This is a genomic window from Vibrio sp. SCSIO 43132, assembly GCF_019904195.1.
Classification (GTDB): Bacteria; Pseudomonadota; Gammaproteobacteria; order Enterobacterales; family Vibrionaceae; genus Vibrio; species Vibrio nigripulchritudo.
The window spans coordinates 2,889,027-2,904,917 of the sequence record NZ_CP063199.1 but is presented as its reverse complement, the minus strand read 5'-3'; the positions used below and the strand labels follow the sequence as shown (position 1 = coordinate 2,904,917).

Here is a 15,891-nt window from a genome sequence, read left to right as displayed (position 1 = left end):
CTCACTTGTTACCAGTATGTAAATTGGATTCTTGCTCAAGATTTGATCGCGATTTGGTGAGGGATTGCCCAATCCGTTTTTGAGCTAAAATTTCTGCCATCAATTGAAGGGATTCTGCGCTCGGCTATCGACAGGAATTCAATAATAAGTAAACTCATAGATACTCATGCGAACGTTGATTACGACGTCGTGTGGAAACAGATTTCTAGGGTGTATACCCAAGTGACCTCAAGATGCAGGATTCAGAGCCTCATATTCTGTTTCAGTTCAAGAAAAAGAACGCAGTGGAATGACGAGTCCTTTCCAAGTTCTTTGACGATGAAATGGGACAGAATATGGGCTCCCAAGGGCGAGTTTAACTGGCTTTCATACTGTGTTACCGATTCTTGATTTAGAACCACTAGATCTTTAAATCGGTGTCTTGTCTGAAAGCCAGTTAATTCTCGCTGAACCTAGCATCTTGAGGTTACTTGGGTATAAGAAAAGGTTGGCTCTCCACAATGGAAGGCTGAAAGCAAAACAACTATTCAGAGATAACCATGTACCAAGACCTTATAAAAAATGAACTGCAAGAAGCTGCCGAAGTCCTGAACGCATTTTTAAGTGACCAGGAAAATATTGAGCAGATAGAAAAAGCGGCAAAGATGATTGCCGATTCTTTTAAGCAAGGCGGTAAAGTTTTGTCATGCGGTAATGGCGGCTCCCATTGTGATGCGATGCATTTTGCAGAAGAGCTAACGGGTCGCTACCGCGAAAACCGTCCGGGTTACCCAGGTATTGCGATTTCAGATCCAAGCCACCTTTCTTGTGTCAGTAATGATTTTGGCTACGAGTCTGTGTTTTCTCGTTATGTCGAAGCGGTAGGTTCGAAAGGTGATGTTCTGTTTGGGCTCTCCACTTCTGGAAATTCAGGCAATATTCTTAAAGCGATTGATGCGGCAAAAGCCAAAGGCATGAAAACCATTGCTCTGACGGGTAAAGATGGCGGTAAAATGGCTGGTCTGGCGGACATTGAAATTCGCGTTCCGCATTTTGGTTACGCTGACCGTATTCAAGAAATACACATCAAAATTATTCATATTGTTATCCAGCTCATAGAAAAAGAGATGGAATAGGAGTACCACGACTTATGTGCGAATTGCTCGGAATGAGCGCCAATGTGCCAACGGATATTTGTTTCAGCTTCACGGGGCTGATGCAAAGAGGCGGGAATACAGGTCCTCACCGCGATGGTTGGGGGATCACCTTTTACGAAGGAAAAGGGTTTCGGACGTTTAAAGATCCGAAACCCAGCTGCAGATCGAAAATTGCAGAACTGGTGCAGAATTATCCGATCAAAAGTAAGGCCGTAATCAGCCACATTCGACAAGCGAATCGGGGAGGGGTGAATTTAGAAAATACGCATCCTTTTACCAGAGAGCTTTGGGGGCGTTACTGGACTTTTGCGCACAACGGTCAGTTGTCTGGTTATGAAGGTTTGCATTCGAGGTCAACTCGTCCAGTGGGTCAGACAGACAGTGAACTGTCTTTTTGTTGGTTACTTAACCGATTGCAGGAACGATACCCAGAACCGCCTCAGGACATGGTCGGCGTTTTCCGATACATAGCAGAATGTTGCGATGAACTGAGAGAACTAGGGGTATTCAACATGCTATTGAGTGATGGTGAATATGTGATGACGTACTGCACCAATCATCTGTATTGGATAACCAGACGTGCGCCATTTGGTGAAGCCAGTCTGATTGACGAAGATGTCACCATCGATTTCCAGCAAGAAACCACACCGAATGACATTGTGACTGTGATTGCGACACAGCCTTTAACAGACAATGAAGAATGGTTTCGAATGAAACCGGGAGAGTACAACATCTTCCACTTTGGTGAGCTGATAGATGGCAATCACGATGCGTTGGATCACGTTCCGTATGCGGAAGCAAAACCGAGATGTCAGGCACCAACTGAGCCGCTGGAATAGCGCCTCGACGCCATTACAGCCGAGACTAAGATACAAAAAAGGTGACCATGTGGTCACCTTTTTTCATTCGTCTGAAACTACTCTTCAGCGTATCCGAATTCACCTAAGACGTTTCCGTCCAGCACGGCTTTTCCAGATTCCATTTTCAGTCGACCGGAAACAAACCATTGCGCTACCAGAGGGTAGATTCGATGCTCCTGAGTTTGTACTCGAGACGCCAGTTCTGATGCGTCATCTTGCTCAAACACCGGCACTTTTGCCTGAAGAATAACAGGACCGCCGTCGAGTTCTTCTGTCACAAAGTGCACGCTGGTGCCGTGTTCAGAATCTCCCGCATCTATGGCGCGCTGGTGGGTATGCAACCCAGGGTACTTCGGCAACAGAGATGGGTGGATGTTAATCATCTTGCCCATGTAGTGGCGAACAAACTCTTCGCTCAAAATACGCATGTAGCCAGCAAGAATAATCAAATCCGGCTGATACTTATCGATTTCAGCCATTAAAGCCAAATCAAACAGCTCACGAGATTCGAACTCCTTGGGGTTCACAGAGTGAGCATCAATCCCACTCTGTGTCGCTCTTTCCAGCCCGTAAGCGTCAGCCTTGTTGGAAAAAACCGCGCTAATTTTTCCGTCAATACTCTGATTTTCACAGGCATCAATCACTGCCTGAAGATTACTGCCATTACCGGAAATTAAGACAACGATGTTTTTCATTGCTTAGCGAATCTCTACTTGCTCTTCACCAGCTTCAGCCGATGCGATTTCACCGATAACCCAAGCGTTTTCGCCTTCGGCTTTCAACAGCTCAACCGCTGCATCAGCCTGGTCTTTTGGTAGCGCAACAATCAGACCAACACCACAGTTGAATGTGCGGTACATTTCGTGTGTTTCAACGTTACCTTTCTCTTGTAGCCAAGAGAAAATTGCCGGCCATTCCCAGCTGTTGCCATCGACAACGGCTTTAGTGCCTTCAGGTAGAACGCGTGGGATGTTTTCCCAGAAACCACCACCTGTGATGTGAGAGATAGCATGAATGTCATGCTCTGCAATCATCTTAAGTGCTGATTTGATGTAAATTTTGGTTGGCTCAAGCAATTGCTCGCCAATCGTGCGACCGTTCAGCTCTTCGTTCAAATCGGCATTTGAAACTTCAAGAATCTTACGGATCAGAGAGTAACCGTTTGAGTGAGGGCCGCTAGAACCGACAGCAATCAGTGCATCGCCAGCCGCAACTTTCGTACCGTCGATGACTTCAGATTTTTCTACAACACCAACACAGAAGCCAGCAACATCGTAATCTTCGCCTTCGTACATGCCTGGCATTTCAGCCGTTTCACCGCCAATTAGCGCACAGCCTGCTTGTACACAGCCTTCACCGATACCAGCAACAACGTCTGCTGCTGTGTCTACGTCCAGCTTTCCTGTTGCGTAGTAGTCCAGGAAGAACAGAGGTTCAGCGCCTTGAACGATAAGGTCGTTCACGCACATAGCAACCAAGTCGATACCAATGGTGTCGTGTTTTTTCATATCCAATGCAAGGCGAAGCTTTGTGCCCACGCCATCTGTGCCAGATACAAGCACTGGTTCGTTGTATTTTGTTGGCAATTCGCAAAGTGCGCCAAAGCCACCGATTCCGCCCATTACTTCAGGGCGACGAGTGCGCTTAACCACACCTTTAATTCGGTCTACCAGAGCATTACCAGCATCAATATCTACACCAGCGTCTTTATAACTAAGAGAAGAGTTGTTACCACTCACGGGGATGTCCTCGTCATAGGTTGGATGTGAAAAACGGCGCTATTCTAACAGGGGTTGAAAAGAAAAGGAAAACGTTTGCGCAGTTTTTTTTCTTCGCGTTTTCGTCGCTTAAATCAAGCCCTGTAAAGGCTGGATAGTGATTGATTTTTCGGTCAATTAGGGTTGGAGGGAAAAGAGATGCAGCTCTGTAACTATTCCGACCAGTTCGGTATAATCCCAAGGTTTATTTAAAAATTGTCGGAGTTGGAAATGAAAGTTGTTGAAGTAAAACACCCGTTAGTTAAACACAAACTGGGTTTAATGCGAGAAGGTGACATCAGCACTAAACGTTTTCGTGAGCTCGCTACTGAGGTAGGCAGCCTGCTTACTTACGAAGCAACCGCGGATTTCGAAATGGAGCGCGTCACCATTGAAGGTTGGAATGGTCCGGTAGAAGTTGATCAAATTAAAGGTAAGAAGGTCACCGTGGTACCAATCCTTCGTGCAGGTCTGGGTATGATGGACGGTGTACTAGAGCACATGCCTAGTGCGCGTATCAGTGTCGTCGGTATTTACCGAGATGAGGAAACACTGGAGCCAGTACCATACTTCAACAAGCTTGCATCCAACATCGATGAGCGTATTGCCTTGGTTGTTGACCCAATGCTGGCAACCGGTGGTTCGATGATCGCCACTATCGACCTTCTGAAAGAAAAAGGCTGTAAGGCTATTAAAGTTCTGGTTCTGGTTGCAGCGCCAGAAGGCATCGAAGCACTGAAAAAAGCACACTCAGACGTTGAGCTTTACACGGCTGCCATCGACGAGAAGCTGAACGACAAAGGTTACATTGTCCCAGGCTTGGGTGATGCGGGTGACAAGATTTTTGGTACTAAATAACCTCGTCTCCTTTTCCAGTTTAGAGTCAGCAGACCCTACCAAAACTGCATAAAAATACCCCCAATTGAACGAGTCAATTGGGGGCCTACAAAGAGCACCAACTCGGGTGCAAGCGGAGTTAAAGCTCTGGAAGCTGTTCTCTTCCTAGTTGTATGCGACCGAAGGCAACCAAAGAGCCACACTCGGCCAGAACAGAATCAGTAGAAGCGCAATCAGCTGAAGAATGATAAATGGCACCACGCCTTTATATATTTCAGAAAGCTTGATTTCCGGTGGACATACTCCTTTTAAATAAAACAGAGCAAATCCCACTGGCGGCGTTAAGAAGCTGGTCTGGAGAGTCATCGCTACTAACATCACGAACCAAACCGTAGTCGAATCATCAATGCCTGCGAACTCACCGATGTTGAGATCCAACCCTGCCACTACCGGGGCAAGAAGAGGCAGAATGATTAACGTAATTTCGATCCAATCAAGAAAGAAGCCCAGTAGAAACACCATCAATAGTATGAATGCCACTATACCGTAGGGGCCAAAAGGCAGTTGCTGAAAAAGGCTCTCTATGAACTCATCCCCTCCCAATTCCCTTAACACCAAAGAAAAACAAGTCGCACCAATGAAAATGGCGAAGATGTAAGCCGTTGTTTTGTAACTCTCTAGTGTGACTTCCTTAAGAATGGCAAGAGAGAATTTGCGATAGTAAATTGCCAGCAGGGTTGCCCCCGCTGCTCCAACACCGGAGGCTTCAGTAGGGGTTGCAATACCCGCGAAAATAGAGCCCAGTACTGCAACAATCAGAAGCAGAGTAGGGATCACCGCTTTGATGACCTGCCAAACAATCGCAAAGGAGACTCTTTCTGCGGTATCAGGCAGTGGCAATGACTTGGGTCTGAACATGCCGTAAGCCAGAAGGTATAGGATGTACATGGAACCAAGTGCCAGGCCCGGGAAGACCGCTGCCATAAATAGGTCGCCCACTGACAACCCCAGCTGATCTGCCATGATCACCAACATGATCGAGGGTGGTATCAGAATGCCTAAACACCCAGCAGAGGCAATGGTTCCTAGCGCCAGTGGTTTGTTGTAGCCTTGCTTCAACATAGACGGCAGCGCCATCATGGCAAGCAGAACAACCGAAGCGCCAATAATGCCTGTAGAAGCAGCCAAGATGATGCCGATGGATACAACGGTAATCGCAAGACCACCATGAACCTTGCCAAACATCGCCTGCATGGAAAGCATTAAACGGTCCGCAACGCCAGACTTGTCGAGCATGTTACCCATGAATATGAACATTGGGAGCGCGACCAGAATCCAGTTATCCATGATCTTATAGAGACGATTAACCAGTAGCCCCAGAGTTTGAAAATCGAGCCCGGTGACTGTGTCCAGATAGATGTCAGAATAGTAAGCAATCCCAGCAAAGATGATCCCAATTCCGCCCAGTACCCATGCGACGGGAATCCCCAGAAAGAGCAGTAAAATAAAAATCCCGAACATCGCGAGGATAAGTATTTCATTAATTTCCATGAGCCCCTCCAGATTGAAGCTGTGCAAAGGAGCGCAGAATTTTAGAGAGACCAGCTAATGCCAGAAGAGCAACAGCAAGCGGGATGGCTGATTTAATCAGCCAGCGGAAGGGCAGACCAGATGGTGCGTTAGAGCGTTCGCTTACCCGCCATGATTCGTATACAAAATCCAGAGAATGAATAAACACTACGAATACAAAAGGGAAAAGAAACAACGAAATGCCAAGGATCTCAATCCAGGCTTTCGCTCTTGGGCTAAAGTGCTGATATAAGATGTCTACGCGAACGTGTGAATTGGTGGTTTCAGCGTAAGCCAGACCAAATAAGACGCCCAAAGCATACAGATGCCACTGTAGTTCTTCCAATGCGATCAGACCGTGGGAGAATCCTTTTCTCATCACAACCTGAACCAGAATGACGACGACCAGAAGGACATAGACCCAGGCGATGCCATAACTCAAATGTTTTACAAACTTGTCTATCCTGTTCGAAGTGCGAGCAGGCAGAGACGTTCTAGTGTGGTTCACTGCAATTGCCTTTTATCAAAAACCAATACAACTCACCCAAATCGCCCTTAATGCGATTTGGGTGTACTTCAAAAAAGGGGATTACTCACCAGTTCTTGGTAAAAATGCTTTGTCAGACCACACTTTGTAGTTGGCGCGGAATTGCGTTAGATCTGCCCAGACCTTGTTGAAGAACGGGTCTTTCTTCTGCTCTTCAACTACGTCTAGCCAGGTATTTTCAAACAGATCCAACATGTCCTGACTCCAGTAGAGCTGCTTGACACCACTTTCTTTCGCTTTAAGCATTGCGTCGTATTGAAGGGATTCACCTTCTGCCATCGAATAAGTCATGGAAGCCATACAAACCGTCTCAACCGCGCCTTGTTGATTGGCGTCCATTTTGTTCCAGGTATCTTTGTTGATAAGCAGTTCCCAAACGGTCGACTGCTGGTGCCAGCCAGGGAAGTAGTTGTATTTCACAATCTTGTGGAAGCCTAAACGCTGGTCAACGGCTGGCTGAGAGAACTCTGTGGCATCGATTGCCCCTTTTTCGAGCGCACCAAATATCTCTCCACCCGGAAGCTGAACCGTACTTACCCCAAGTTTTTCCATGATTTGAGCACCGAAACCAAAGAAACGCATGTTGAGACCTTTCAGGTCTTCCGGTTTATTGATTGGCTTGGCGAACCAGCCGGAGGTTTCAGGAGAGTTAATCGCACACGGCAGGACTTTTACGTTGTAACCTGCCTGATCATACATTTCCTGATACAGCTTGTTTCCGTTGCCAAAATAAAGCCAGGCCATGTATTCAGGGGCTTCTGGTCCGAATGGTACTGCAGAAAATAGCGGAGCCGCTGGGATCTTCCCTTTCCAGTAGCCCGCAGTGGTGTATCCGGCATTCACTTTTCCTGTTGATACGGCATCGAGAATCTCATTTGCTGCCACCAGCTTTCCGGGCTCATAGACCTTCATTTTTACTGAACCACCAGAAGCGATAGGCAACTGTTTGGAAACCCATTTCATCGGTGTACCCAAAGCAGGAAGGTGTGTACCAATAGCCACTGGTGTTTTAAGTAATACCTTATCTGCATGGGCAGGAAGCGCCAAAAGTGCTGTAGCCACTGCGATCGCTACCGTTGATTTTCCGATGTACTTTTTCATTATTCACTCCTTGAATATAACAATGTGCCATGTTGTAAGCTCTGTCTGAGTTTTCATGTTACAAATATGTAAATATTTTAAAATTCGTAAGACAGCGTACTTAGATGGCGTACTTTCATGGATGGAAAGTAAGCAGTACTACGTAGGGAAGCGGCGTATGACGAGTGATGAAGTTCGATTTAAGAGAAGGACGATTGTACTTTCTCAGATTCCAGTTCTCCTGATCATCCTTTATATATTGATTCACGTATATGCGGAGAAAGACCCGTTGTTTACTCAGGAGTATTCTCAGCGGGTATCTGAACTGACAGGAGCGGAATTGGACTACCACGGTGTGGTATTTGAGAGTCCGACTAGTGAGCCTCAGATTATTGTAAAACCAGACGGCATCAGTTCATTTCTGGTGGAATTGACCATTTTTATTTTCATCATCTGTGTACTGGTTGCAGGGTGGATAAGCGCCATACACATCAATCGTAGTGAACGGGCAAACAGGCAGCTTCAGGAGTTAAATAAGCGGCTGATCAATATGCAGGAGGAAGAGCGCGCCCGAGTGTCCAGAGAGCTGCACGATGGCATCAATCAGATTCTGGTGTCGACAAAACTTCGCTTCGACAATATTGAAAATGCCAGCGAAAAAGCCTTGATTGCTGAACAGGTGAAATTGGGTCGGGAAAATCTAGAGCTTGCAATGGATGAGGTCAGAAGAATATCGAAAGCACTTCGCCCTTCTTTACTCGACGATTTCGGTTTACTTGTGGCGATCAATAACCTGCGCAAGGAGTTCCAGAGCCGCACGGGCATCAAGGTGGTATTTGAATATCAAGTCGATGAATCCCTGTTTACTCGCGACATGGAACATTCGCTTTATCGGGTCACTCAAGAAGCGCTGTGCAATGCAGAAAAGTATTCACAGGCTCAGGCAATAGACATTGTTCTTCAGGAAGAAAAATCGCACCTACTCTTTACGATTGCTGATGATGGAGCAGGGTTTGAACCCACTCATACCCAAGGATCCGCGTCGGAATATGGAATTGGCCTCAAGAATATCCGCGAGAGAATCGCGTTGTTAGATGGGCATTTTGAATTGAACAGCGATTCAGAAGAAGGCACCGAAATCAGAATTATGCTCCCACTGAGCAATAGCGAACTAAGGGAAGAGCATGACCTCGATTTTACTGGCAGATGATCATACGTTATTTCAGGACACACTCGCCGAATGCCTCGGTAAAGAAAGCCAGTTTTCAATTATTGGACAGGCAGAAAACGGGTTGGAAGCGGTTCACCTTACACAAAAGATGAGACCCGATATTCTCCTTACAGACATATCAATGGACAAGATGTCTGGGATTGAGGTGCTGGAGGCTTTAAAAGAACAAAACTCGCGCTCAAAAGTGGTGATCCTCAGCATGCACAAAGATGAAGAATACGTCACGTCGGCAATTCGCTCTGGCGCTTGTGGTTACATATCAAAGGACATTTCATCGAGCGAGCTGGTTAAGGCGCTTGAGGTGATTGCCAGTGGAGGCACCTTCTTTAGTCAGAGCATTTCTGGTCATATCTTTCAGGCGTTTAGTCAGAAAAAAACAGGCGGGGTCAGTCTTACGCCGAGAGAGAAGGACGTGTTAATTAAGATCGGGGAGGGGCGGTGTAACAAATCCATCGCGAATCAGCTCGATATTAGTGTTCGCACCGTAGAAACTCACCGTTTACGGATTAAGAAGAAATTGGAAATTAAAACGACGGCTGGGTTAGTCAAATACTGTATGGACAAGGGGTGGTTAACCTGAAGAAGCAGCGCTTGCTGCTTCTTCAACTACATCGTTTCTTTAGCTTTGACTGGTTTGTTCGCTATCAATCGCCGGAGTCTGCCCCATGTCTTTTGGCAGAATCAGATTCAGCAAGATAGCGACAATACCGCACAGGCTAACGCCTTGAAGACTGAATTCGCCCACGCCAAACGCCATACCTCCAATACCAAACACCAGAGTCACCGCCACAATCACCAAGTTGCGAGATTTGTGCAGGTCTACGTGATTTTTAATCAGGGTATTCAAGCCCACTGTGGCAATAGAGCCAAACAGCAAGATCATAATGCCACCCATAACCGGTACAGGAATGGTCTGAAGCAATGCGCCCAATTTTCCCACCAGTGCCAATACGATGGCTGTGATCGCCGCCCAGGTCATGATGACAGGGTTGTATGCTTTGGTCAGCATCACTGCACCTGTGACTTCACTGTAGGTGGTATTCGGTGGCGCGCCAACCATAGAGGCTGCCATTGTGGCCACGCCGTCACCAGCAATGGTCCGATGTAATCCGGGCTTTTTCAGATAATCTTTACCCGTGACGTTTGAAATCGCCAGCATGTCTCCAACGTGCTCAACGGCCGGAGCAATGGCGACAGGAATCATAAACAGAATGGCATTGATATTGAATTCAGGCGTTGTGAAGTTTGGCATTGATAACCATGACGCCTGAGCAACCGGAGTGAAATCGACGATGCCGTAAGCAAGGCTCAGCGCGTACCCGACAGCAATACCGCCAAAGATTGGAAGCAGTTTGAGAAAACCTTTGGCGAACACGCTAATGGCAATAGTCGTTGCCAGTGAAGCAGAGGCAATAATCAGTGCCGCATTACCATCCACAAGCTGTACTGCGCCATCCCCTGTTTTCCCCAGTGCCATATTAACCGCAACCGGAGCAAGCCCCAGACCGATCACCATGATGACAGGACCAACAACCACAGGTGGCAATAATTTGTGAATGATTGCTACACCACGCACTTTAATCAGCGCACCTAAGCAGACGTAAACCAGACCAGCGCACATCAAACCACCCATGGTGGAAGCGACGCCCCAGGTTTGCACGCCATACATGATAGGAGCGATAAACGCGAAAGACGAAGCAAGGAAAATAGGCACGCTGCGACGGGTAATAAACTGGAATAAAAGGGTGCCGACGCCCGCGCCAAATAGTGCCACACTCGGGTCTAACCCCGTAAGCAGTGGAACAAGTACCAGTGCACCGAATGCCACAAACAACATTTGAGTGCCTTGAAGGATCTGAGTCATGATTCTCTTCCGAAGTTAAAATTTGCGGGATTTTATCATCTCGAAATCGATTGCATCGATAAATAGATCAAAGAATGTCACATAGACTGATTAGGGTCTGTTGACCTTTCGTGGTTAAATTTTGTTCGAGTTCTATGTGTTTTAATCGCGGCGCAAGGTCTTTCGCTTAGTCATTCTAAGTAAATACCTTGCAACAAAGAGTAAAGCACATAGAACCGAACCCTTTGGGCAGCATTTGTGGCTCCTTTCTACTGCGTTACCGCTTATTGATGTAGAGCGACTACACCGAATAAGCGCTGCCTTGTATAAAGAACCCACAAATGGCTGCAAAAATCATCTCGAAAGGTCAACAGACCCTATTCATATACAGAGAATTTAAGGTGGGTGCTGGGGTATATCACTGTATTCGCGATGTTTCCTTGCCCCTAAATCGAGAGTTGCTTATCATTTGGAGTTCATTCACGTTGTGACAGAGTATTTATGTATCGGATAGCTTGTTTGTTGTTGAGTTTGCTCGCTTTTCCTGGTTTTTCGCTGACCAAAGTAGACATTTTTCAATCAGAAGTTGTGTTGTCTGCGGAAGAAAAAGCCGAAGATCTGGCAAAAGCCCAAGGTTTAGAGCAAGTACTTATAAAGGCATCAGGTCAGAAAGATGTAGCCAGTAATCCGGTTATTGAAAAGGCAATGAAGTCGACCAGCCCATATCTATCTCAAATCAGCTTTGGGAATCTGGATGGTCAGGAGACCCTTAAAGTCGCATTTAACCCTAAGCAAATTCAGGGGTTACTGACTCAGGCTGGGTTACCTTATTGGTCTGAATCCCGTTCTTCCGTTCTGGTCTGGATTGTGGAAGAAGATCGTTATGAGCGTCAGATCATCTGGGAGCAAAGTGGCTCTAATGTAACCCAATTGCTCAACCAGTTTTCTGATTCGCGAGGCTTGCCAGTTACGGTTCCAGTCGGCGACTTTGATGATGTTACGGGAATCTCCGCTCCAGAAATATGGGGCGCATTTGTCGACCCTATCAGCAAAGCCAGCCAGCGTTATCCAGCAGATGCGATACTGGTGCTGCGTATTCAACACCTAAGTTCTGGGCGTGCAACGGTTCGCTGGACTTTGTTTGACCAGACTCCTTCGCAAATGATTGGCTCTCAGCAGTCTCCAATGTCTGGGCAGGAGCGCGGCGAGTTTTCTGCATCTTTGCAGCAGGTTGTCGATCAGGTCAGTGATTACTTTGCAGGAAAGAGTGCCGTACAGGTATCTGATGTTTCTACAGAAAACGTCACGGTTCAGTTTTTGGAAGTAAAAAGCTCACGCGACTTCTTCCAGCTTGAATCTTTGTTCAAATCATTAAACTCCGTGGCTTCTACTGAAGTACTGAAAATTCAGGGCAGTGAAGTGACCTTTAAGGTTCATCTGCTTGCACCGGTGGTGGATTTTCAGCGTGAGTTGAATAACTTTAAACAGGTCAGAGAGTTTTCTCTGGAGGTTCCAGTTGAATCGGAACCTGTTCTGGTGGAGAGCACTCCGGTAATCTCTGACGATCCTCAGACCGCAGAACCAGAAGCACCGCTAGAAACAGTTGCCGAAGAGACGATTCCTGAAGAAAACATTGATTCGAGTGCAACAGATGTGTTGCCAGAACAGGATGAACCTGTCGCAGGATCTGAAACTTCAGTGTCTGTTATTGAGCCAGTTGAAGAAACCGTTGAGGTTGAACTGGAGCCGCAGGAAAAAGCGGACCTTGTTTACGAGTGGTTGGGATAAGACAGCACTCAAGTAGAGTCAACAGACCGCAATCAAGTTTTAGTTAAAAAAGGAGCAGCCGGTTGGCTGCTCCTTTTATTTCGGAACTTGTGGCTTAATTCTAATCGTCGCCAGCTTCGTCCAGCACGGCTTCAATTTTAGGCAACAGTGCTTTCAGTTCACTCATGGATTCAAGCAATGAGTTTTTGTCGCCTGTTTTAGCATGTTGCTCAATGGTCTGGGTGAGGTGATAAAGGGAATCTAACCCTATGGTCGATGCTGATGATTTCAGTTTATGGGCAATGTTTGCCACCACACTCATTTCAAACTCTTCACTTTCTATTTCTGCCATTGCCTGATACTGAGGCAAGCTAAGCTGGACAAAATCGCGAATACTCTGTTTGTATGAGTTTAAGTCGCCCCCAAAGACCGTATCGACCACCTCCAAATTAAGGCTAGGGTTAATCATAGCGGCGTCATTCTGATTGGCTTCAGGCTCTTCCTTGATCCAGTCACTGAGCATCTTCTTCAGCTTTTCCAGCTCAATAGGTTTTGGCAGGTAATCATCCATGCCTGCGGTTAAGCATTTCTTCGCCTCACCGATCATGGCGTTGGCTGTCACTGCAATGATTGGAATACGGCGACCTTTTTCTATCTGCTTCTGCCTTAACGCGGTAGTGAGCTCGTAGCCATCACACTCAGGCATATGGCAGTCAGTAAGCACCAAATCGAACTCATGCTGTTCGTAGATGGCTTGTGCCTGCAATCCGTCGTCAGCCAGTGCGCAATCGTACCCTAGCGCCTTAAGCTGCTTCTTAATCACTTCCTGATTCACAGGGTTATCTTCGGCAACCAGAATGTAGCCTTTACTTTCGCCAGAATGCTCGGCTTCCACTTCCTGTATCTGTTGTTTATCAGGCGCGATATCAAATGGACTTTCCATGCCCAGCACTACGCGGATACCGTACCTCAAATTAGAAAGTTTCAACGGCTGAGCGGATATTGAGAAAGTCCGGTCGGTGATTTGTGACGAGATGTTAGCCTGTGGAAGTAAATCCAGATACTTAATTGAATCTCTTAGGTTTGATGGCTCAATTGCCATCAGCTCGGTCATGTTATCGGTAATGATAATGCAGACGGGAGAATCCAGTTCTAAGCTAGGGAAGTGGTAGCGATCGAGTTTCTTCCAGGGGATCGCCAGCGATTTTAGATAACTCGGGATATGGCTGTTTAACCAGTCTGAAGAAAGGTCGATAAAGACCTGAGTATCCGCGATTTGCACAGGTTTGACACTGTTTCCTGGCTGAGATGAGTATGGGAACGTCAGATGAAGGCTAAAGGTTGTTCCTTCGCCCACCTCACTGCGCACAGAGATCTCACCGCCCATTAGTTCAGTCAGGTGTTTGGAAATGGATAAGCCCAAGCCAGTGCCTCCGAACCGTCGGGTGGTATCCGATTCCGCCTGAGTAAATGGCGTGAAGAGGTTATCAATATGATCCTGATGAATACCGATTCCGTTGTCACGGATATCGAACTGTACCGTGATTTCATCCTTGCTTATGAAATAAGGATGCACCTCGATGTAAACCTCACCTCTTCGGGAAAGTTTGGACGAGAACTTAATGGCATTTCCGATGATGTTAAACAGAATTTGACGTAATCGAACAGGGTCGCCCTGTACCTCTTCTGGCAGTTCTGGGGCAATGTAAAGCTGGAAGATAATCCCTGCATTTTCCGCACTGGGCGACAGAGTGGATACGACGTTCTCTAGTGTTTCACGAAGTGGGAGAGCCGTTTGTTCTACGTCCAGTTTCCCTGCTTCAATCTTAGAGAAGTCCAGAATGTCATTAATGATATTGAGCAGGGAGAAAGAGGACTCTCGCACGGTTTTTAACATGCGTTGCTGCTCGCGATTGACGCGAGTGGTATTCAGCAAATCAATCATGCCAATGATCCCGTTCATCGGGGTGCGGATCTCATGGCTCATTGTCGCAAGGAAATTGGCTTTAGCTTTGGTTGCCGATTCCGCATTGTCTCGGGCGATGATCACTTCTTGCTGATACTGGTTGCGTTCTATCTGATTCTGTCTGAATGCCTCCAGCATTCGAGCCATTTCACCAATTTCATCGCTGCGGTAACGATAGGGCACTTTAATGCTGGTATCGCCTTTGATCAGGCTTTTCATTTGCATGTTAATTTTCAAAAGCGGCAGGCTGAGTGAACGATAGATGTACAGAATGACCACCGAACAGAAGACCAGAACGGCGAAAATAGACCCGAACAGGAAGTAGTTGTAGTTGTTGGTCAGGTTATCCAGAATGGCCAGTCGTTCGGTCATCTGGCTGTCCAGTCGAGTCGAAAGCAGGCTTATGGTGTCAGCCAGCTGTTTGTATTCCCGACCACTGATTTCTTCGACTGCCTGCAAAACGCCTTGTTTGTCGTTGTTGTCATAGCGGCTGAATATTTCAAAGCCACCATTTCTCATCACACGCAGCTCGGCACGAAGCTGTTCGATCAGTTCGTGGGACGAAGGTTCATTAAGTAGATACTTTAGCCACGTCAGCAAAAACTCTGCCCGCTGGACGGTGGCAGAGAAATCTTCTTTCACTCCCTGCGAGCCAATCACGTATACGGTGAGCATCTGATTCAGGTCGTTGATCAACTCAAACAGCTCATCACTTTGCAAAGACAGGTTTGCAGTGTGAGCTGTAGACTCAAGAGTTTGTACTTTCTCGGCAAGGGAAAGGAGTGATTGACCTGTGGTATTAACCAGAGAATGAGCCTGCGATTTTGCCCAGGTTTCATCATTAGGATTGTAAAAAGCGAAAATATCCAGCTTAACGCGGTTTTCAAACTGGAAGAAAAGGCTGCCTAATTCCTGGGAGGTATTGATATCAATGGCGTTGGATTTTTCAATTCTATCAAGGTGATGGAAGAACTGAGTACGGTGTTCTTCGAAGGTTTCTTCTCGTGATGCATCACCAAGAATATAGTGCAGCATATCGGCATTCATATCGCCTAGTGCATCTTGCATTTTTACCGCTGCAAGCTCTCCAGGAATGTTTTCGCTGCTAATTGTTGCATTATTTTCCTGAACTTGAGAATAAAGCTGAAAACTTACTATCGCTTTAGTGACAACAATAGCGGCAATTGCCAACATAGCAATAGTGATCTTACCAGATATCATCTGCCACTTGGCGAGGAAGTAACTCATAATCGTTCACCAAAATTACAAAATGTAAGTTTTTGTAACATAATTTGTAT

General features: G+C 46.6%; 13 protein-coding genes. 6 read left to right on the top strand and 7 right to left on the bottom strand.

Features of this window, described 5'->3' with window-relative positions; all coding sequences use genetic code 11:
- Positions 1-539 precede the first annotated feature (539 nt).
- Together lpcA and INR79_RS12935 are read left to right on the top strand one after the other, a co-directional pair.
- Entirely contained in the window at positions 540-1,115 is a 576-nt protein-coding gene (gene lpcA / locus INR79_RS12940) for a D-sedoheptulose 7-phosphate isomerase (protein ID WP_022608489.1), read from the top strand.
- 14 nt (positions 1,116-1,129) lie between these two features.
- Positions 1,130-1,975 (top strand): class II glutamine amidotransferase, encoded by an 846-nt coding sequence (locus INR79_RS12935; RefSeq protein ID WP_223094568.1) that lies wholly within the window; start codon positions 1,130-1,132, stop codon positions 1,973-1,975.
- Between the two features lie 77 nt (positions 1,976-2,052).
- Here INR79_RS12935 and purN read toward each other — a convergent pair whose 3' ends face one another.
- Positions 2,053-2,691 carry a phosphoribosylglycinamide formyltransferase gene (gene purN / locus INR79_RS12930; RefSeq protein WP_004403424.1) on the bottom strand — a complete coding sequence of 213 codons (639 nt, stop codon included), beginning with the start codon at positions 2,689-2,691 and terminating at the stop codon, positions 2,053-2,055.
- Between the two features lie 3 nt (positions 2,692-2,694).
- A complete protein-coding gene (purM, locus tag INR79_RS12925) occupies positions 2,695-3,735 on the bottom strand; it encodes a phosphoribosylformylglycinamidine cyclo-ligase (RefSeq protein ID WP_004403425.1) in 1,041 nt (346 codons plus the stop codon).
- A gap of 249 nt (positions 3,736-3,984) precedes the next feature.
- Between purM and upp the strand changes: the two genes are divergently transcribed.
- A complete protein-coding gene (gene upp / locus INR79_RS12920) occupies positions 3,985-4,611 on the top strand; it encodes a uracil phosphoribosyltransferase (protein WP_223094566.1) in 627 nt (208 codons plus the stop codon).
- Between the two features lie 144 nt (positions 4,612-4,755).
- Here the strand turns inward: upp and INR79_RS12915 are convergent, their stop codons facing one another.
- From INR79_RS12915 to INR79_RS12905, 3 genes are all read right to left on the bottom strand, one after another.
- Entirely contained in the window at positions 4,756-6,141 is a 1,386-nt protein-coding gene (locus INR79_RS12915) for a TRAP transporter large permease subunit (RefSeq protein WP_223094564.1), read from the bottom strand.
- Positions 6,131-6,667 carry a TRAP transporter small permease subunit gene (locus tag INR79_RS12910; protein WP_022590009.1) on the bottom strand — a complete coding sequence of 179 codons (537 nt, stop codon included), beginning with the start codon at positions 6,665-6,667 and terminating at the stop codon, positions 6,131-6,133. The genes INR79_RS12915 and INR79_RS12910 overlap by 11 nt, the downstream gene beginning before the upstream one ends.
- Positions 6,668-6,748: 81 nt before the next feature.
- On the bottom strand, positions 6,749-7,807 hold the full coding sequence (locus INR79_RS12905; protein WP_022551260.1) for a TRAP transporter substrate-binding protein: 1,059 nt from the start codon (positions 7,805-7,807) through the stop codon (positions 6,749-6,751).
- Positions 7,808-7,964: 157 nt separating this feature from the next.
- Here INR79_RS12905 and INR79_RS12900 point away from each other — a divergent pair, with 157 nt between their 5' ends.
- Positions 7,965-8,996: a sensor histidine kinase gene (locus tag INR79_RS12900; RefSeq protein ID WP_223094562.1), complete on the top strand. Its 1,032-nt coding sequence runs from the start codon at positions 7,965-7,967 to the stop codon at positions 8,994-8,996.
- Positions 8,971-9,597 (top strand): response regulator, encoded by a 627-nt coding sequence (locus INR79_RS12895; RefSeq protein WP_045966359.1) that lies wholly within the window; start codon positions 8,971-8,973, stop codon positions 9,595-9,597. Before INR79_RS12900 ends, INR79_RS12895 begins: the two co-directional genes overlap by 26 nt.
- A 39-nt stretch (positions 9,598-9,636) precedes the next feature.
- On the opposite strand, the gene INR79_RS12890 is transcribed toward INR79_RS12895, so the two are convergent.
- Positions 9,637-10,881 carry a uracil-xanthine permease family protein gene (locus tag INR79_RS12890; RefSeq protein WP_022590013.1) on the bottom strand — a complete coding sequence of 415 codons (1,245 nt, stop codon included), beginning with the start codon at positions 10,879-10,881 and terminating at the stop codon, positions 9,637-9,639.
- Positions 10,882-11,361: 480 nt separating this feature from the next.
- Here INR79_RS12890 and INR79_RS12885 point away from each other — a divergent pair, with 480 nt between their 5' ends.
- On the top strand, positions 11,362-12,648 hold the full coding sequence (locus INR79_RS12885; protein ID WP_223094560.1) for a DUF2066 domain-containing protein: 1,287 nt from the start codon (positions 11,362-11,364) through the stop codon (positions 12,646-12,648).
- A 100-nt stretch (positions 12,649-12,748) separates the two neighbouring features.
- On the opposite strand, the gene INR79_RS12880 is transcribed toward INR79_RS12885, so the two are convergent.
- Positions 12,749-15,841, bottom strand: coding sequence for a hybrid sensor histidine kinase/response regulator (locus INR79_RS12880; protein WP_223094559.1), 3,093 nt, complete (start codon positions 15,839-15,841; stop codon positions 12,749-12,751).
- Positions 15,842-15,891: the final 50 nt, after the last annotated feature.